The following is an 18,202-nucleotide window of genomic DNA, read 5'->3' on the forward strand; positions in this document are numbered from 1 at the left end:
TCACAATCTGGCAACAGCGCGCAGTTCCTCGGCCGTTGTTGTCGGCAGGTCAAAAAACTCAAGATATGCGGGGATTTGCTCGAACAACATGTCGGTCCCCACCTGATATCCGCAACCGCGAGCACGAGCAGCAGCAAGAAACGGGGTGATTTCCCGGCTCAACACAACCTCCCCTGCAAAAGCAGATGGCGAAATATGGGAGACATCAAAAGGAAGCGGATCGTTCTCGTTCATGCCAAGCGGCGTTGCATTGATGACGATATCGTATCCGTCGGGATCGGTTTTGCCGATCTCGACCTTCAGGTCAGGATAATGGCGGCGTAGCCGATCTGCGAGCCCCTGCATCATGGTGGCGGAAGCGTCTGACAGCGCCAGTTCCGCCAGTCCGGCCTTGGCAAGCGACGCTGCGATCGCTGACCCGACCCCGCCGGTGCCCGCCATGATCGCTCTCATCCCACTGATTTGCCTGCCCTTGCGCAAAACCCCGCGCACGAAGCCCTCACCATCGAACATATCGCCAATCAGCCGGCCATCCAATCCGATCCGCACCGCGTTGCAGGCTCCCGCCACCTGTGCATTGGTGGAAATCTGGTCCAGCAGTCCCATGGTCGTTATCTTATGCGGCATGGTGATGAGTGCGCCGTGAATATTGGACAGGCGGAAAACGAGTTTGAGAAACGCCGTGTAGTCTTCCGGGCGACATCCCATGGGTACGACAACCGCATCAATGCCGTTCTTTTCGAAATAGGGATTGTAGATCAACGGCGCTTTGAAGGAGTGCGTCGGAAAGCCCAGATGTGCTATGAGTTTTGTGTTGCCGCTGATCATCGGCCTACCTTCCGGCTGCGAATTGTGACCGCATCAATGCCGCCCAAGGATCTCACCAAGGAATTTCCTGGTGCGTTCATGTTTGGGATTGGAGAAAAATTCTGCAGGTGGTGCCTCTTCCACGATCACTCCGCTTGCCATGAAGACGACACGATCCGCGACCTGACGCGCAAACCCCATTTCATGGGTCACGCAGATCATTGTCATGCCTTCATCAGCAAGAGCGATCATCGTATCCAGCACCTCCTTGACCATCTCAGGGTCCAGCGCAGAGGTCGGCTCGTCGAACAGCATCGCCTTGGGACGCATGCACAGAGCGCGGGCAATCGCAACGCGCTGTTGTTGCCCGCCGGATAGCTGTGCGGGATATTTCTCTGCCTGCTCAGCAATCTTTACCCGCTCAAGCAACTGCCGCGCGCGTTCCTCCGCCTGCGCCTTGTCGAGGCCGAGTGCCTTTATCGGAGCAAGCATGCAGTTTTGCAGCACGGTAAGATGCGGGAAAAGATTGAACTGTTGGAAAACCATGCCGACCTCGCGGCGTACCGCATCGATCGTTTTGGATCCATGTCCCAGCATGATGCCGCCAACATGGATATCGCCCTTTTGATAGGTCTCAAGGTGATTGATGCAACGGATAAGCGTGGATTTCCCACTGCCTGAAGGACCGCAAAGTACGATTTTTTCACCCTTGGCCACCGACATATTGATGTTATCAAGGGCCTGAAAGGCGCCATACCACTTGTTTACACCTGACAAGGTGATCATCTGTTCGGTTGGGTTTTCTGTGGCTACTGTCTGGTTCATCAACGAAACTCCGGAATGGTGTGCACGCATAAAGCTCAGCGGCTGGCTGCCACGAACTTTCGCTCGAGGTGAGCGCCATAGATGGTCAGCGGGCAGCACATCAGAAAATAGAGAACTCCAACGATGCCGAAGACGGTTAGTGGCTGGAATATCTGGTTGGAAATGATGTTTCCTGCACGGGTCAGCTCGGTGAAGCCGACGATCGAGGCAAGCGAGGTCCCCTTGATCAGCTGCACCAGAAAACCGATCGTCGCGGGAAGCGAAATCCGTATCGCCTGTGGCAGAACGACGTCTTTCATTCTGGAGATATAGCCGAGGCTCAGTGCCTTTGCTGCCTCAGTCTGGCCGCGCGGTACAGCTTCGATCGAACCGCGCCAGATTTCCCCCAAAAACGCACTCGCATGGAGTGTCAGACCAACAGAGACCGCAGCCCACGCATCCATCTGGATGCCGATCAACGCAAGGCCGTAATAAACAACGAAGAGCTGCATAAGAAGCGGCGTGCCCTGAAAGATGGCGATGTAGCCGGCAGTCAGGCGCTCCAGTATGGCAATGCCGGATGTGCGTGCCAGGGCGACAAGAAGGCCGGAAATGCATCCGAACAGGAAGGCAACCACTGACAAGGCGACGGTCCATTTAAGACCTGCCAACAGGAAAAGAAATTCATCGCGTCCCATGGGATTGTCTCCTCACTTGACCGGATAGCTGAAGTAGCGGGAGGAGAAGAGCGCAAAAATCCGCATCATCACCCAGGAAATGACGAGATAAAATGCTGTCACGGTGAAGTAGACCTCGAAGCTGCGGAAGCTGTCGGACTCGATCCGCTGAGATACTGACGTCAGTTCGTAGGCTGAAATCGCCGATGCGATGCTGGTCGTCAGCGTCAGCAGAATGAATTGACTTGTCAGCGATGGATAGATCGCACGAAGCGCCGGCTTTAGAACGATCAGCCGGAAGACCTGAGCCTTGTGAAGACCAAGGGCCAACCCTGCTTCCACCTGCCCCTTCGAGATCGACTGAACCCCGCCACGGATAATCTCGATGGCATAGGCGCCGCCATTGATACCCAATGCAATGATTGCGGTCGGGGTTGGATCAAGGCGGATGCCCGCCAGCGGCAAAGCGAAATAGATAAAGAATATCTGCACCAGGAAAGGCGTGTTACGGATCAGCTCAACGAAGGCAATCGTGAGCCAGCGCAGCAGCTTGACTGGAGACTGGCGCAAAATAACGCCACCAATACCGATAACGATCGCCAGAAGCATGCCACAGATTGCCAGCGTAAATGTGCCAAGACAGGCCCACAGCAGGTTTGGCAAACCTTCAATGACTGGTGTGAAATCCAGGGTATAGTTCATGACGTCTCCTGCAATGCTCTCAGGATGATCTTGCCAGGTCGGCCATGGCCTCGATCGCCAGTTCATATCCGCGCGCGCCGAAGCCAATCATGATGCCGGTCGCGGTGCGGGAGATCAGGGAATTGTGGTAGATACTTTCGCGTGCATGCACGTTGGAAATGTGAAGCTCTATCTTCGGCCCGTCAAATGTCTTGAGGGCATCCAGCAGGGCAATGGACGTGAAGGTGTATCCTGCCGGATTGATGATGATGCCACACGCTTCTTTCCGTGCCTGGTGAACAGATTCAACCAGTTCACCTTCGAAATTCGTCTGGCGGAAATCAACCGAAAAGCCCAGTGACGCGGCTTTCGCCTCGCACCGATCGCGAATATCGGCGAGAGTGGTGGTGCCATATATCGAAGGTTCCCGCTCGCCCAAAAGGTTGAGATTAGGACCATTCAGGACAAAGATCTTATTTGTCATGCAAAGTCTCCATGCGCATCGGCGCACCGGCTTTGGCCGGGCACCGATGCGGACACCTGCACGTCAGGTGCCGCCTCGTGAATGTTGGGGTTGTGAAAGTCGAAACTCAGTTCGCAGTAAACGAGATGCCTTCGAGGCTCGTCGGAAACTCCGGAACCGGAACCTTCATCCAGTTGGCATAGATCTTGTCGAGTTCGCCATTCGCCTTGATCTTGTCGATGAACTCGTTCACCGCAGCATTGAGCTCTTTTTCACCAAGACGGGTGCAGGCACCATTATAGAGCTTCTGGAATTCCAGCTTGTTTTCAAATTTGCCAGGGACAGCCTTTTCGACGCGGTCCATGTAGAAGATGTTTCCGCCAAGGGCATCAACCTGACCGGAGGCTAGTGCCTGGACACTTGCAGCGTCGCCATCATATCGACGGATCGTCGCTGTGGATGGTGCGTTCTTGGTGACCTGAGTATCCTGGGCAGCGCCCTTGGCGACACTGATCGTCAAGCCAGCCATGTCTTCATTGGTCTTGATCGACTTGTCCTTTGGACCAATCAGAACGATGGCATTTGCATTGTAGGGCTTGCTGAACTGAACGGCTTTTGCGCGATCCGGCAGCATGGCCATCGTTGCAAAAAGGATATCAACCCGACCCGAGGTCAACGCAGGAATACGGTTGTTGACTTCGAGCGGAACGAATTCCACATCCACGCCAAGCTCCTTGGCGAACAATGCGCCCATCTCGGCGTCAAAACCGTCCTGTTTGCCAGCGCTGGTGACAAAACCCCATGGCGGGTTATCGCCCTGGATGCCAACGACCAGCTTGCCCTTGGCCTTGATCTCGTCCGGCGTGATAGCTGCGGCCGGTTGCGACAGTGATGCCGCGGCCACCATTGCCGCTGCGCCCAACAGGACACTGCGTCGGTTCCATTTGAATCCAAACATAAGGTGCTCCTCCTCTAGTAGCCCATGGGCCAGCCAACTCTCCTCCAGCTGGCAACACGTTAAAATTGACATAAGGCCATTTCCAAATCAACAGAGTTTTTCTATAATCTCATATAAAATGCATTTCAGCATTCACACTAATTACTGAATGACGAATATCGGTGATGATTTGCCTCTGGAGGAGCGAATATGAAAACATCAATTGCCACGGTATCGATCAGCGGAGATTTTCCCGAAAAGCTTGCGGCCATCGCCGCGGCAGGTTTTGACGGGGTGGAGATCTTCGAGAATGATTTCCTCGCATTTGATGGCAGTCCTGCTGACGTCGGTCGCATGGTTCGTGATCACGGATTGGACATTACGCTTTTCCAGCCATTCCGTGATTTTGAGGGCATGCCCGAGCCGCTGCGTGGCCGCACCTTTGATCGCGCCGAACGCAAGTTCGATGTCATGCAGCAGCTTGGAACCGATCTCGTTCTCGTCTGCTCCAACGTCTCACCTGCCTCGCTTGGCGGCATAGACCGAGCAGCCGCTGACTTCCATGAGTTGGGTGAGCGGGCGGCAAAACGTGGCTTGCGGGTGGGTTTTGAGGCCTTGGCGTGGGGCAGGCATATCAATGACCACCGCGACGCCTGGGAGATCGTGCGACGGACTGACCATCCTAATATTGGCCTGATACTCGACAGTTTTCACACATTGTCGCGCAAGATCGACATCAATTCTATCCGCTCCATACCTAAGGAAAAGATCTTCATCGTGCAGCTTGCTGACGCACCGCTGATAGACATGGATCTGCTCTACTGGTCGCGTCATTTCCGCAACATGCCGGGTGAAGGCGATCTGCCGGTGACAGAGTTCACCGCCGCGGTCGCTGCAACTGGCTATGACGGATATCTTTCCCTGGAAATTTTCAATGATCAGTTCCGCGGAGGCTCTCCCAAAACAATTGCGGCTGATGGTTACCGCTCACTGATATATCTGGGTGATCAGGTTCGTCGTCATCCTGAAGCGGCAACGCTGACCCTGGCAGAAATGCCGGCGCGCGCGCCTGTATCCGGTATAGGTTTTGTTGAATTTTCAACGGACGAGGAGGACGGTGAAAACCTCGCAGGCATCTTGAAAACCCTTGGTTTTCGCAAGACGGCTTCTCACCGCTCCAAGAAAGTCGCGATTTTCCAACAGGGCAACATCCGCCTTTTGCTCAATACCGACGACAAGGGTTTCTCCAACGCGTCCTTTGCGGTACACGGCACGTCCGCCTATGCAGTCGCGCTCATTGTCGATGATGCCAAGCAAGCCTATTCGCGCGCAATCGCGCTCGGTGCCGAGCCCTTCGAGCAGTCTGTCAGCGAAGGTGAGATTGAGATACCCGCCATACGCGGTGTCGGTGGAGGACTGATTTATCTGATCGATGACAAAAGCGATCTCGGTCGCTTTGCGGAAATCGATTTTCTCCCCGCCTATGAGGAAGCGGAGATTTCGTCTGCCCACCTTACTCATGTCGACCACGTCGCTCAGACCGTAGCCTATGACGAAATGCTGACCTGGTTGCTGTTTTACACAGCGATTTTCGACGCCAACAAGACTGCAATGGTTGATATCATCGATCCCGCAGGCGTGGTGCGCAGTCAGGTGGTCCAGAATGCCTCGGGCAGTTTGCGGCTGACGCTGAATGGAGCAGAAAACCGTCGTACGCTGGCGGGCCATTTCATTGCTGAAAAATTTGGGTCGGGCGTGCAGCATCTGGCCTTTCATACCGCGGATATCTTCGCAACAGCCGCGGCCCTGCGTGCCAATGGGTTCAAGCCACTGCCTATTTCGCCCAACTATTATGACGATGTGGAAGCACGCTTCGGTCTCGACCCGGAACTGACCGAACGGCTGAAAGTGGAGAACATTCTCTATGATCGCGACGACCATGGAGAATATTTCCAGCTTTACAGCACGACATTCGGTGAGGGTTTCTTTTTTGAGATCGTGCAGCGTAGTGGTTACCGGGGATATGGCGCTGCCAACGCCATTTTTCGTATCTCGGCATTGAAAAAGGCACTCAGACCGGAAGGCGTGCCAAAGCCCACGCCGGATGTGCGATAGGAGCAAACATCGAAGCTCTTCAACGCAAGGAGGCTGGATTTATGCACCGCCGCAAAATATGTATGACGATTAAGAGAATATCCGAGATCCTGACATGTCGTCTGAAACACTGAACGAAACCGTTGCCGAGAGTAGCTACAAGCGTATTCGGGCCGATATTATCTTCGGTCGCCTTGCTCCCGGACAAAGGCTGAAACTAGAAAAGCTCAAGGATACCTACGACACCAGCATCAGCACGCTGAGAGAAATTCTCAATCGGCTTGCATCCGATGGCCTCGTGATGGCTGAAGGCCAACGTGGCTTTCAGGTAATGCCCATGTCATCCGTCGATCTCAAGGAAGTCGCAGGCTTGCGCTTGCTTCTGGAAACGCACGCGCTGGAGCAATCCCTCGAAAGAGGTGATGTCGACTGGGAGGCGCGGCTGGTTTCTGCCCACTACAAGCTGGCGCGGATGGAAGGTGTAATGGCCAGCGGCGATACCAGCCATACGGAAGATTGGAAGCGCTATGACTGGGAGTTTCACCAGGCACTGATTTCAGCATGTGGATCGAAACTGCTGATGGAGGCACATGCGGCAGTGTTTGATAAATACCTGCGTTATCAAATGGTCGCGCTCTCCTACCGCGGTAAAATTGCTGCAGACGAACACAAGCAACTGCTGGATGCGGCGCTCAACCGTGACCAGAAGAACGCAAAGAAAATCCTTGGCCTGCATATTCAAGGCGGCGTCGAGCATGCGCTAGCCCGCAAGTCGCCGCTTCAGGATTGACCATGGGCGAGGAACGAATGACAGACAATAATGACGCAAAGGCATCGCTTGAAACCGTCAGCGACGCCGTTTTCCGCCGCTTGCGGCAGGACATCATACTTGGCATTCTACCTCCAGGTTCCAAGATCAAGCTCGAAAAAGCCCGTGAGCGATACTCGATCAGCATTTCTTCGCTTAGAGAAATTCTTAGCCGCCTCAGTGCGGAGAACCTTGTTCTGGCTGAAGGGCAGCGTGGTTTCGAGGTTAGCCCAGTCTCGCAAAGAGAACTGGAGGAACTCGCCGATTTGCGAATTCTCTTGGAGTGCCGCGCAATCGAGCTTTCCTTTGCCGCTGGCGATCTTGAGTGGGAAGGTACAATTGTCGCAGCCCACCATCGCCTTAAGACTGTCGAGCAAAAACTTCTTGCGGGGGATACCCTGCAGACAGCCGAATGGGTCCGTTTTGACTGGGAGTTTCATCTCGCAATTGTCGCCGCATGCAATTCCGCAGTGCTCGTCCAGAGCCTCTCATCCGTTTTTGACCGCTTCTTGCGTTATCACATGCTTGCGAAAAACTTTCGTGGGCAAGGTGTTGTTGATGACCATAAACGCCTGTTTGAGTACGCCCTGGAGAAGAACGTTGATGCGGCCAAAGACATGATAAAACGTCATGTTCTCAACGGGGCAAACCATATTTTGGCAACCCCTATGTTCATTCAGGAAAGTCCCGAGGTGGACCAAGCCCGGAGGGGATGAATTTCGTTTATTGGAGACACGAATGATCATCCGGTGGGCTTTCGAAACATCGTCCGCGTTGGGGATGTGAAGCTGTGACCAGCAGTTTGCTTGTCAACCCGTTCCACTCAACACCGCCCTGCTTGTCATGGTGTGCTGAAATCACTGCTCTGGGTTTAACAATAATTGGACGCCTGCGCATTGCGGGTGTACGCTTTAGGTACTGTGCACGCATGCGATGAATCTCGAGAGGACCGGGAGACAGCTATGCAGACGACGTCCACGACCTCAAAGGCTGCAAAAGACCCGCCTGATACAGGGGAGATTCGGTCGCAACTCGAACACATACTGGCAAGCGCAGAGTTTCCAGGCATTGGTCGAAGTGCTGCATTTCTGCGGTATGTTGTGGAAGAGGCCATCGCGGGACGAGCGAACCGCATCAAAGGCTACTCAATCGCGATTGAAGTGTTCGGCCGCAACGAAAGTTTCACGCAAGATGATCCAGTCGTTCGCATCGAAGCTGCACGCCTAAGACGCTCGCTCGAACGATATTACCTGGTGGCGGGGCACAGCGATGCGGTCAGGATCGACATACCGAAGGGTGGTTACGCTCCTGTGTTTTCTTACAACACTGCGGAGGCTTCCAAGCAGCAGGCACCTGCGCCCGCTCTGGTGTCGCCACATGCCATCAGTGGGCGCTGGTGGAATGCAAAGGGACCTTTGCTTGTTTGTCTGATCTTGGCTTTGGCGACGATTGCCCTTCAACTCACCGGGGACTTGATATCGACACAGACGCTGCGGCCGCAAGAAGGCGTAACTCCCGAAAGGCCGACCCTTGTCGTTGCTCCTTTCGCCGATCTGGGCGATGGCACGAACGCTCATCTCTATAGTGCCGGGCTTACAGAGGAACTGCTGACTGCCTTGCCACGTTTCAAGGAAATAAGGGTCTTCGGTCGCGAGACGTCGAGATCTCTGCCACCTGACTTGGATTTGTCGAAAATTCGCAAAGAACTCGGCGCAGGCTATCTTCTCACAGGAAGCGTACGGACCGCTGGGAATAGCATGCGCGTCAATGCCCGTCTTCTGGACACGGATGACGGCGAGATTGTCTGGTCGCGGGACTATGACAATGATCTGGCGGCGAGCAACCTGTTTTCCATACAGTCGGACGTGGCCAAGAGGGTCGCCACCACCATAGCCCAGCCCTATGGCGTCATGGCGCAGGTTGATAACGCAAACCCTCCACCGCAAGACCCTGGCGCTTATGAGTGCACACTGCGCTTTTACGCATATCGCAGCGAACTCAGCCCTGCAGAGCACGCAAAGGTTCGCGACTGCCTTGAAGACGCAGTTGCGCGGTATCCCGGCTATTCAACGGCTTGGGCAATGCTGTCGATTATCTATCTCGACGAAGACCGCTTCAAATTCAACACGGATCACGGCCCGGAAGCACCACTGCAGCGAGCCCTTCGTTCAGCGAGACGCGCGACCCAGCTTGATGCGAACAATACCCGGGGGCTTCAGGCTCTGATGATGGCTCTTTTTTTTAACAGACAACTGCCCGAGGCCATGCGCGTGGGCGAAGAGGCCCTCATCACCAATCCCAACGATACTGAGCTGATGGGCGAGTTCGGCACTCGGCTGGCAATGGGTGGCCAATGGCAACGAGGTGCAAACCTGCTTGATCAGGCTATCGCACTCAATCCGGGTGGCGGTGGCTATTATCACGGCACGCGCGCTCTGGCCGCTTACATGCTGCGCGACAATTCAACCGCCGTCCGTGAAATTGCCAAGGCGGACATGCAGAAATTTCCGCTGTTTCACGCCGTCGCTGCCATCATATATGCAGATGCCGGCATGATGGATCAGGCCCGACGCGAGGGAGAGGCATTCGTGCGGATGCGGCCAGACTTCCTGCCGAACATCGTTGCGGAACTTTCGATGAGAGACGTGCAGCCCGCTGATCGTGACCAGCTGATGCGGGGACTTCGCAAGGCAGGAATGCTTGTTCCTGCAGGCGAAGAGCCAACCGCAATAACGCTCAGCGCGTCGGATTTACAGCCGCGCTAGGGCCGACGTCCAACAGGAACCTCCCCTGCCCCCGCGCACGCAGGTGAGGGGTGCAGAAATAAGCGGCTTATATTTTTCAGGAGCCAGTATGAGTCGATTTTCGCTGTTCGGATGGCTTTGCGCTCTCGCAATTGCAGCAGCGAGCGGTGCTCTCTACAGTACTTTTATTTTCGGCGGTAACGCTTCAATCGGGGCCGCATATGCAGTCGGCATCATCGGCCTTGTTCTGGCGTTCGAGCAGGATCTGATTCTGGTACGATTTCGCCTCTGGCTCATGCGACTTCCTACCGCGGCATACTTCCTGCTCACGCTCCTGCTCAACATAGTGACCATTGTGATTGGCACTTTTGTTGTCGGGACGCTGCTCTGGTTGTTTGGTTTTCTAGACTCGTGGGTGGGTTCTGTCGTCCCAACGGGTGGGATCCTTATCTATGCTCTCATTGTTTCCGCACTTATTGTTTTCGTGTTGCGCATGAGAGACCTTGTAGGACCCGAGGTATTCTCCAGTCTCCTTCTGAGCCGTTATCGGCGGCCACAATCAGAAAACAGGGTTTTTCTCCTCGTCGATCTCATGGGATCGACAAGCTACGCAGAGCGCTTTGGCGACTTGCGAACCCAGCAATATCTCGGTGAATTCTTGAAAACTGTTGCACTGTCGGTTCGCCGGTTCGAAGGCGCAGTTGACGATTACATCGGTGATGCGGCCCTGATCACCTGGCATTTCAAAAAGGGAATACACCGGTCTGCAAGCATTCGATGCGTCCTACACATTTTTGAGGCCATTCAAGCGAAAGAAGATTTCTGGATCACTGAATTCGGGGAAGTTCCCCGTTTGCGGGCTGCTCTGCATGGCGGACCGGTCATCGTTGCAGAAATTGGCTTGGATCATCGTAAAATCACCTATTTCGGTGACACCGTCAACACAACAGCGAGGATTGAGGGGCTTGCCCGAGAACTGGGTAAGAGCTTTCTCATTTCAGACAGCTTACTCAGTCAGTTCCCGCCCATGGAATTCGCGACGACCGAACCGCTCGGCAGTTATGCGGTAAGAGGCAAGGGGCAATCCCTGTCAGTGACAGCGGTCACTGCTACGCAACAACTGCCTTGATCCAACGTGCGCCGGTGAGCGCCCGGCATTTGCTCATTCCTTCAAAGGCGACGATTTCTCTGGTTCGGGCGATCCTGATGGTCACCGGCCCCAGGGCTCGCACTTTCAGGATCGGTGTCAAATATCGCATATGACGTTGGCGCGCGTCTCATCCAAATGCACACCGGTCCACCAACGGGCATGAGGTTTCGAAGTCTGAATGGGCGCCAGAGCGCGCCTTTGGATGCTCCCCGTGCTGTGATCCCGGTCAGTCCACTATCAGTTCCCAATTGTCATCAGGGTTGAAAGTCATGATACCTGCGGCCGTCTTTTCGGTGTTGCGTCCCAGATCCACCTGATAAACAGTTCCATTAGCGTTTACCGCGAAGGTGTGCACGCCGGTTTCACCGTATCGGATTGGCCATGCAATGAGGGCGAAACCCGCGATCATGTTGCCGTTGATGAGATAGTCGTGCTTGCCACCTGCTATATTGGAACCTTGCCGGGAGATGATCCGGTAGCGATAGCCATAATAGCCCTCACCGCGCTTTGCCTTGTCGAGCGCGGCATCGTTTTCAAGTGCACTGCCCGCCGGGCTGTCGCCCGCCCCCAGATCGGACGGCCAATAAAGGCCATCCGTATTCCCGTCGCTGCTGATGAGCCTCTGCGCGTACTCTAGGACACCGTCCCCGTCGCGATCCTGCGAGCGGTATTCCTCTTGAGCACCGACATAGGCCTGAACGGTCGCGATGGTCTGCAGCTCGTTTTCGCCGACACGGCGTTGAATTATCTCCTCAAATCCCGCGTAGGTGTCGAAGCTCCACTTGCGCTCATCGATCTTTACTATTGGAAATGGTACCGGCCAGAGCCTGGCGCCGATCTCGACAAGCACGCGCCCACCACCATCCTTCAAAACCACCTTGTTAGCAGCTCCATCCCTGATCTGCGCATAGCTATCCATCACGCTTTTGTCCCCACGGGCCTTCGCCCCATCGATACCGAGAATGGTCACGAACTTTTCGAAGTCGTCGGCGGCGAGCGCTGACTTTAAGGCCTCGGCGGCGTCTTCCGGTGTTGAGAAAACCAGGGGATCGCTTCGCGAGGCGAACCCGAAAATCGCACTTGCCTCGGATCTTTCCCCCGTGGCCGAGGACACCGGACTGATCGTGAGGCCCAAAGTGGCAGCAAACACGCAACCCAACAGCGCAGGTCTCAATGACTTGGTCATGACGTCCATCCCATCTTGATGTTGTTACCGGCGACGTCCACCACCGCCGCCTCTGATTTCCCTGGCTGCGCCGCGACCGCCATCACCCATCGCCTGCCGCCCTCTCATCGACTGTATCTGAGCGCGTCTGCCGCTATCCACCTGGCCCAGTGCCGATGGCCTCCTTGGACGATTGTCCACTCTTGCCGCCGGCTTCGGTCTCGCCACCGGGCGGTTGGCGTTGGTTTTGCGCCGGGTGTTTTCGACGTTGGTGTGTGCGGTTTGCGGACGGCGGTCCTGCGCCGTCTTCACATTTCTGCCCTTGCCGCGATCAGATGCACCTTTGTCTGCATCGATCTTGCTCCTGCGAACGTCACTGACGGTGACTTTCCCGGGATTGTGACGGATCGTTGCGGAACGGTCGCTGGTTCGGGCACCAAGCCTGTTGGCGGGGTTCGCTTCAATATTTCTTCGGAAAACACCACGATCCATCTTGTCGAACTGTGCGCGATCAAAGCTGATTTTGCTACGGTCGACATTCTTCCAGTCAATGTCGTTGATATTGACTTTGCCATTGATGTTGTTGAAGCATTTGTTGCAATCGATATCGACATTACCGTTCCAGCGGCCTCCCCAGACGCCCCAGCGGTTCCAGTCGACTGCAGCCGCCCAGACAGCCCCTGTAACCACGCCTGCGAAGAACGTCGCAGTAGGATAGTAGTAGCTTGGATAGGGCTCTGGATAATATGCGATTGGCGCGGCTGCATAACCGGGCTCGTAAAGCATCTCGGGAGCATACTGGGGGACGTAGATTTTTTCCGGGCTGGCGGAGACGATGACTACGTTGTTGTTTTCCTCCGACACCTTAATCTTGTCATCCGTCTTGATGATGCCGTCAACCACCGCCTTATCGCGCAGTTGTTGAATAGCAACGAGAACGTCCTTCTGCTGATAGGCGAGCGCCTCTCCGAGCGACTGTGTCCAGTCTAGATCCTCGCTCATCATCGTCACGATTTGCGGATAGTTCAACAGCGAGACCACACTACCGTCCCAGGTGGTCTTCGGCTTGATACTTGGTTGCTTCTTGATCCCCTCGAGAAACCGTGCTGCTTCCACGATCTGCAGCGGGTATTGCGAGGCCGACGTGACGAGTGCGACCAGCTCGTCCGGATATAGGGCGATCCGGGCAACGAGGATTTCCAGTTCGTCTTCGCTTAAGGGGGCCGACGCCTCCTCTGCTGCCGGATCGGCAGCGGCTGTCTCCTGCGCAACTGCAGTCGGAATGGCATATGGCATCGATGGCAGGCCCGTAATGGGCAGGCACAGGCTCGTGGCGAGAAGAAACAGTGCGTGAGACTTGTTCATCTCTTTCCTCCTTGTGCGCGGACACTCGTTCAGACTGCAGATGTCAGTGCAGATGTTATAGCAAGGCGTGGTCGCAGTCCCGATCCGGAGTGTATGTTACAGTAACATCGGGGCTGAGCAGGCCCTGTGTTGCAGCATCGCTCCTGCTCACCAGCCTGATGGCTCAAGGCTGCAAGCGCGTCTGGTGGAGCCAGTCATGGCCCCGCTTGCTCGAGTCCCGAAGCTCTTTTGAATTCACGAACATCGGCAAAGGCAGAACCAGTTCTCAATTATTGAACCCATTGGGTCTGACAGCTTGAAGGCTCGCACTGCCAAGGCGCCTGCAGAAGCGCTTTTCTGACCGGACTGATCGAATCAGACAGCACATCTCATGGGTTTATCCGTCTCGGATCTGGCCTCCTTGACCACAGAATGGTGGCGAGCAAAAGAGCGTAGATCAAAGCCGCAGCGATATAGACAATGCGGGTAGCGAAGCGTTCGGCAGAAGTGCCGGGTAGAGGTGAGACACCAAGCCCGAACAAGATGAGGAAAATGGTCAATGCACCGGCAAACAGCGGCGCGTCTTTGGTCATTGCTGCTGCCCTGCCACCCAGGAAAAGCGCAACGCCCAGCACAATCAGAAAGATCGACAACAGATTTGGACGAAGGGTCAGTGCCGCATAGGCCGCAGATGCCACAAAGCCGCCGAGCAGGTTAACGACGACGAGGCCGAACGCCGCTCTTGTGCCAACGGCGACATCGAGCTGGCCGAGCAGAGATGCGACGGTAATGGGAATGACCGCCGCAGCTGTCAGATTATTGCTCGTAAGACAGATCACAACAGACGCCAGAAGGATCAGCGTATTTGCAAATGCTCGCAGTAAATCCATCGGCTGAGCAGGCAACCGCTCGGTGTTGTCTTCGCAACAAGCGGGTTCAGGAATAATGGCGTGGGCCAGCCACATTAAAAGCGTGCCCGACAGCACGCCACCGACAAGGATCGACAGTATGGAGTTGGCCAGTTCCTTGTTCAGGATGCCGAGAAGCGGTACCACGATAGCAACGACCAGTACGAGAAAGACAGCCGGCCCGCCCTTGCCCGAAGTTTGCACTGCAAAACACAGAAAATAGGTCAGTCCCAGAAGCAGGAGAAAAGGTGCTGGACGGTCACCGAGGCTGCTGGTCAAAACCATCATCGCAATTCCGGCGACCAGGATGACAATGGCTGCGCCGACAGTCTTGCCAAGCGGCATTGGTCGAGAGCTCGCCAGTAGAAACTGTGCAGCAAAAAGCGGTCCGAGAAACGGTATGAAAGCCCTCCAGTACACCGCCAGCACAAAGCCTAACGAGACTGCAAGAGCGACCCGCAATCCCTTTCGCTTCTGCTTTGCGGCGGTGGTGTCAGTTGACATAGGTGAGTACCGACACGATGCGGACCCACAGCGATCCCCACGCATTTGTCACCGGATTGTCACCGGTATAGATGATGACCGTCGCCTGCGAGCCGTAGCGCACACCACCCTGTGGTCTGTCGGCTTCGGCGATGTTGAGACGAACAGGGAACCGCTGTGCTTCTTTGACCCAGCCGCTGTCACTCCTGATGGTGGGCAATCCGGTGGTCGGATCCGTGTTGCCTTGCGACACGCCGAAGCCAACGCTCTCCACCGTAGCGGGAAACAGGCGCCCGGGAAGGGCATCAAAAAGGATTTCCGCCCTGTTGCCAACGACGACATTTTCGAGGCTGTTTTCCTTGAACGCGGCATTGATCCAGATGGTGCCGACATCAATGAATGTCATGGCCGGTTGACCCGCGGGTAAAACCTTCCCGGTGGTGAGCTGAAGATTGGTGACAACTCCAGGCGACGGCGCCCGCACGGTCGTATGCATCAGATCCAGCCGTGCCTTTTCCAGTCCCGCAAGGGCAGCACGCAGCTGTGGATTGTCGTTTCCGGAAGGACCAAGCTGTTCGCGGGCCTTGGCGAGATCAGCTTCCGCCCCCGAGACCGAGGCCTCCGCCTGCTCGTAGGCGGATTTGGCCGTATCAAAGCGGGCCTTCGAAAACACGCCGGACTTGAGGAGTGCTGAGGCCCTGGCATACTGGTCGCGAAGATTATCTCTGTCCGCTCGTATCTGCACGAGTTTGGCCTGAGCAGCGTCAACCGCCGCAGTTGATGCGCCGATTGATTGACCGACACTGGCAAGGCCAGCTTCCGCCTCGTTCACCGCAAGTTCGTAGCGCTGGGGATCGATCCGGAACAATATCTGATCGGCCTCCACGCGCGTGTTGTCCGTAACACCCACCTCCACAACACGACCTGTCACTTCAGGCGCAATGCCAACCACATAGGCTTGGACCTGCGCCTGAGACGTTGAGGGTGTCCGCCGCTCCATGAAGACCGAGAGTACGAACAGGCCCAACGCCAAAAAAACAACAATGAGAGCGACCTTCCGCAAGGGATTGCGAGGTGGCAAAGCAGGTGCTGGCTCGTCTATAGTCTCGGAAACCACGATCTTGTTCCTTTAACTGTGTGTCTGATGGACTTACGCAGGGCGGGGACGGGTTGGGCGATGTATCGAGACCACAATGGCGCGGTCGAGCGCGTCTTCAATCTCTTTGCCAAGCGCTGCCAACAGTTCCCCGTATTCGGCTATACGTTCCTCCCGAACCGGATCCGGACATGTGTTCCATTTGGCCAGTTCACTTTGGGCTTCGGCATAGTCCCGGCAGATCTCGCAGAACACGACGTCTCGCAATGCGAGCTCGTCAATCGCATGAGCTCTTTTCGGAAATCGCAGCCTGACCGCAGCCACGTTTTCATCCATTGTCCGCTCCCACCCTCAAAGCGCCACAGCGACGCCGAATGTCCTGAAGGCATATTCAGTGATCAGGGGCAGTTCGTGCAGTATGTTACCGTAAGATACGGGTGGGGGATCGGAGACCAAGACCAGCGTATGCCGCCGCTACCAGCGGGTCGTCTCGTCGACACCGGAAAGATGCTCACCCGATCAGGCAACTGGCGCTGACGTTCGATTGCCTCGAACAGTTTCGCAGCTTTCTTGCCTGCAACGAGGAGTGCTGCCCCCCCGTAACATACCCGATGTTACGGGAAAGCTGCCCGTCATTCGCATAGATTTTCCTGGTGCCGAAAATGGCGGCGAAAAGTTCTGGCAGCTAGGGCAGGTGAACGGGTGAACAGCGCCGAGACAAACGAACTGCGAGATGGACGCGTTCCCTGTCGAGTGGAATGGCTTGTCGCATGCACGGTTATTGCCGTGCTCGCCGGGTGTGGCGGCCACGCCAAAAACGTTCTCGTCCCGGTTGCTGACAGCGCACCGAACGCCACCAGGGTCAACATGCTGGTTACAACAACCCGCAGCCGCTCAACGGTGAAAGGCGAAATGTTTACCGGCGAACGCGCCAAGGTTCCGTCTTTCGCGGAGATCACCGTCTCCATACCGCCAGGCAATGCGAGAAAGATTGGCGAGGTTGCATGGCCGAAGAGGCTACCCTCCAATCCAGCGACCGATTTCGCCACATTGAAGGCAAATGAGATCAGTCGCGACGATGCCAGAAAATGGTTGACCGCTTCAGTGCGCAAGAGCCGTGACGGAAGTGTGCTGGTGTTTATCCACGGCTTCAACAATCGTTTTGAAGACTCGGTCTATCGCTTCGCCCAAATTGTCCAGGATTCCGGAATTGCCAGCGCTCCGGTTCTTGTTACCTGGCCGTCGCGCGCAAGCCTACTCGCTTATGGTTACGACAGGGAGAGCACCAACTACACGCGCAATGCCCTGGAGATGCTGTTTCAGTATCTGGCCAAAGATGTACGGGTGAAGGAGGTTTCCATCCTCGCCCACTCCATGGGCAACTGGTTGGCCCTTGAGGCCCTTCGTCAGATGGCCATCCGTAATAACGGCCTTCCAGCCAAGTTCGAGAATGTGATGCTGGCATCGCCTGATGTCGATGTCGACGTCTTTCGACAGCAGATTTCCGATATGGGCAAACAGCATCCCAAGTTCACATTGTTTGTCTCCCGGGACGACCGGGCACTGGCCGTGTCCCGCAGGGTGTGGGGCGACGTCGCAAGGCTTGGTTCCATCGACCCCGAGCAGTCTCCTTACAAGAAGGAACTGGCTGATAGCCAGATATCCGTTGTTGATCTGACCACGATCAAATCCGGCGACAGGCTCAATCACGGCAAGTTTGCGGAATCTCCCGAGATTGTTCGTCTTATCGGTGCGCGGATTTCCCAAGGACAGACTTTGACGGACAGCAAGATTGGCGTTGGGGACACAATCCTCGCGGCAACCACAAGCACGGCAGTTGCGGTGGGCAGCACCGCCGGGCTGATCCTTGCCGCTCCGGTTGCCGTCGTCGATGCCAACACAAGAGACAACTACGCCGGAGGCGTTCAGTCCCTCATTGGCCCGCCTGGAACGACAGCGCATTCATCAAACTTGCAACGCACCGAACAACACGACTGAGGCCGATTGAGGTCGCGTGTCCTCTAGGGGCACGCCGAGCGAT

At 55.7% G+C, this 18,202-nt stretch carries 17 protein-coding genes; 6 read left to right on the forward strand and 11 right to left on the reverse strand.

Features of this window, described 5'->3' with window-relative positions:
• The 6 genes from HGO37_RS19035 to HGO37_RS19060 form a co-directional block, all read right to left on the reverse strand.
• On the reverse strand, positions 1–828 hold the full coding sequence (locus HGO37_RS19035) for a shikimate dehydrogenase family protein (protein WP_250984701.1): 828 nt from the start codon (positions 826–828) through the stop codon (positions 1–3).
• A gap of 33 nt (positions 829–861) precedes the next feature.
• Positions 862–1,593, reverse strand: a complete 732-nt coding sequence (locus tag HGO37_RS19040; protein ID WP_250984875.1) for an amino acid ABC transporter ATP-binding protein — start codon at positions 1,591–1,593, stop codon at positions 862–864.
• A gap of 74 nt (positions 1,594–1,667) precedes the next feature.
• Positions 1,668–2,309, reverse strand: coding sequence for an amino acid ABC transporter permease (locus HGO37_RS19045; RefSeq protein ID WP_250984702.1), 642 nt, complete (start codon positions 2,307–2,309; stop codon positions 1,668–1,670).
• 12 nt (positions 2,310–2,321) lie between these two features.
• Positions 2,322–2,990 carry an amino acid ABC transporter permease gene (locus HGO37_RS19050; RefSeq protein ID WP_192490099.1) on the reverse strand — a complete coding sequence of 223 codons (669 nt, stop codon included), beginning with the start codon at positions 2,988–2,990 and terminating at the stop codon, positions 2,322–2,324.
• Positions 2,991–3,009: 19 nt separating this feature from the next.
• Positions 3,010–3,453, reverse strand: coding sequence for a type II 3-dehydroquinate dehydratase (aroQ, locus tag HGO37_RS19055; protein ID WP_250984703.1), 444 nt, complete (start codon positions 3,451–3,453; stop codon positions 3,010–3,012).
• Between the two features lie 106 nt (positions 3,454–3,559).
• Entirely contained in the window at positions 3,560–4,390 is an 831-nt protein-coding gene (locus tag HGO37_RS19060) for a transporter substrate-binding domain-containing protein (protein WP_192490097.1), read from the reverse strand.
• 189 nt (positions 4,391–4,579) lie between these two features.
• On the opposite strand from HGO37_RS19060, the gene HGO37_RS19065 reads away from it, so the two are divergent.
• The 5 genes from HGO37_RS19065 (at position 4,580) to HGO37_RS19085 (ending at position 11,144) form a co-directional block, all read left to right on the forward strand.
• Positions 4,580–6,484, forward strand: a complete 1,905-nt coding sequence (locus HGO37_RS19065) for a bifunctional sugar phosphate isomerase/epimerase/4-hydroxyphenylpyruvate dioxygenase family protein (RefSeq protein ID WP_250984704.1) — start codon at positions 4,580–4,582, stop codon at positions 6,482–6,484.
• A 94-nt stretch (positions 6,485–6,578) separates the two neighbouring features.
• Positions 6,579–7,253 (forward strand): GntR family transcriptional regulator, encoded by a 675-nt coding sequence (locus tag HGO37_RS19070; protein WP_250984705.1) that lies wholly within the window; start codon positions 6,579–6,581, stop codon positions 7,251–7,253.
• A gap of 17 nt (positions 7,254–7,270) precedes the next feature.
• Positions 7,271–7,987 (forward strand): GntR family transcriptional regulator, encoded by a 717-nt coding sequence (locus HGO37_RS19075; protein WP_250984706.1) that lies wholly within the window; start codon positions 7,271–7,273, stop codon positions 7,985–7,987.
• A gap of 246 nt (positions 7,988–8,233) precedes the next feature.
• The gene (locus HGO37_RS19080; RefSeq protein WP_250984707.1) at positions 8,234–10,036 is read left to right on the forward strand and encodes a FlgO family outer membrane protein; all 1,803 of its coding nucleotides are present in this window, start codon (positions 8,234–8,236) and stop codon (positions 10,034–10,036) included.
• 88 nt (positions 10,037–10,124) lie between these two features.
• On the forward strand, positions 10,125–11,144 hold the full coding sequence (locus HGO37_RS19085; RefSeq protein ID WP_250984708.1) for an adenylate/guanylate cyclase domain-containing protein: 1,020 nt from the start codon (positions 10,125–10,127) through the stop codon (positions 11,142–11,144).
• Between the two features lie 247 nt (positions 11,145–11,391).
• Here the strand turns inward: HGO37_RS19085 and HGO37_RS19090 are convergent, their stop codons facing one another.
• The 5 genes from HGO37_RS19090 to HGO37_RS19110 form a co-directional block, all read right to left on the reverse strand.
• A complete protein-coding gene (locus HGO37_RS19090) occupies positions 11,392–12,351 on the reverse strand; it encodes a DUF2950 family protein (RefSeq protein WP_250984709.1) in 960 nt (319 codons plus the stop codon).
• A gap of 24 nt (positions 12,352–12,375) precedes the next feature.
• Positions 12,376–13,695, reverse strand: coding sequence for a DUF3300 domain-containing protein (locus tag HGO37_RS19095; protein WP_250984710.1), 1,320 nt, complete (start codon positions 13,693–13,695; stop codon positions 12,376–12,378).
• A gap of 368 nt (positions 13,696–14,063) precedes the next feature.
• Positions 14,064–15,086, reverse strand: coding sequence for a hypothetical protein (locus HGO37_RS19100; RefSeq protein WP_250984711.1), 1,023 nt, complete (start codon positions 15,084–15,086; stop codon positions 14,064–14,066).
• Entirely contained in the window at positions 15,076–16,182 is a 1,107-nt protein-coding gene (locus tag HGO37_RS19105; protein WP_250984712.1) for an HlyD family secretion protein, read from the reverse strand. The genes HGO37_RS19100 and HGO37_RS19105 overlap by 11 nt, the downstream gene beginning before the upstream one ends.
• A gap of 33 nt (positions 16,183–16,215) precedes the next feature.
• On the reverse strand, positions 16,216–16,497 hold the full coding sequence (locus HGO37_RS19110; protein WP_250984713.1) for a hypothetical protein: 282 nt from the start codon (positions 16,495–16,497) through the stop codon (positions 16,216–16,218).
• A 390-nt stretch (positions 16,498–16,887) separates the two neighbouring features.
• On the opposite strand from HGO37_RS19110, the gene HGO37_RS19115 reads away from it, so the two are divergent.
• On the forward strand, positions 16,888–18,159 hold the full coding sequence (locus HGO37_RS19115) for an alpha/beta hydrolase (protein ID WP_285200896.1): 1,272 nt from the start codon (positions 16,888–16,890) through the stop codon (positions 18,157–18,159).
• Positions 18,160–18,202 lie beyond the last annotated feature (43 nt).

Source organism: Rhizobium sp. CG4, from assembly GCF_023701965.1.
Taxonomy (GTDB): Bacteria; Pseudomonadota; Alphaproteobacteria; order Rhizobiales; family Rhizobiaceae; genus Agrobacterium.

Coding starts and splice junctions, on each gene's coding strand:
- HGO37_RS19035 (WP_250984701.1), bottom strand. CDS start 828: ATGATCAGCGGCAACACAAAACTCATAGCACATCTGGGCTTTCCGACG.
- HGO37_RS19040 (WP_250984875.1), bottom strand. CDS start 1,593: ATGATCACCTTGTCAGGTGTAAACAAGTGGTATGGCGCCTTTCAGGCC.
- HGO37_RS19045 (WP_250984702.1), bottom strand. CDS start 2,309: ATGGGACGCGATGAATTTCTTTTCCTGTTGGCAGGTCTTAAATGGACC.
- HGO37_RS19050 (WP_192490099.1), bottom strand. CDS start 2,990: ATGAACTATACCCTGGATTTCACACCAGTCATTGAAGGTTTGCCAAAC.
- aroQ (WP_250984703.1), bottom strand. CDS start 3,453: ATGACAAATAAGATCTTTGTCCTGAATGGTCCTAATCTCAACCTTTTG.
- HGO37_RS19060 (WP_192490097.1), bottom strand. CDS start 4,390: ATGTTTGGATTCAAATGGAACCGACGCAGTGTCCTGTTGGGCGCAGCG.
- HGO37_RS19065 (WP_250984704.1), top strand. CDS start 4,580: ATGAAAACATCAATTGCCACGGTATCGATCAGCGGAGATTTTCCCGAA.
- HGO37_RS19070 (WP_250984705.1), top strand. CDS start 6,579: ATGTCGTCTGAAACACTGAACGAAACCGTTGCCGAGAGTAGCTACAAG.
- HGO37_RS19075 (WP_250984706.1), top strand. CDS start 7,271: ATGACAGACAATAATGACGCAAAGGCATCGCTTGAAACCGTCAGCGAC.
- HGO37_RS19080 (WP_250984707.1), top strand. CDS start 8,234: ATGCAGACGACGTCCACGACCTCAAAGGCTGCAAAAGACCCGCCTGAT.
- HGO37_RS19085 (WP_250984708.1), top strand. CDS start 10,125: ATGAGTCGATTTTCGCTGTTCGGATGGCTTTGCGCTCTCGCAATTGCA.
- HGO37_RS19090 (WP_250984709.1), bottom strand. CDS start 12,351: ATGACCAAGTCATTGAGACCTGCGCTGTTGGGTTGCGTGTTTGCTGCC.
- HGO37_RS19095 (WP_250984710.1), bottom strand. CDS start 13,695: ATGAACAAGTCTCACGCACTGTTTCTTCTCGCCACGAGCCTGTGCCTG.
- HGO37_RS19100 (WP_250984711.1), bottom strand. CDS start 15,086: ATGTCAACTGACACCACCGCCGCAAAGCAGAAGCGAAAGGGATTGCGG.
- HGO37_RS19110 (WP_250984713.1), bottom strand. CDS start 16,497: ATGGATGAAAACGTGGCTGCGGTCAGGCTGCGATTTCCGAAAAGAGCT.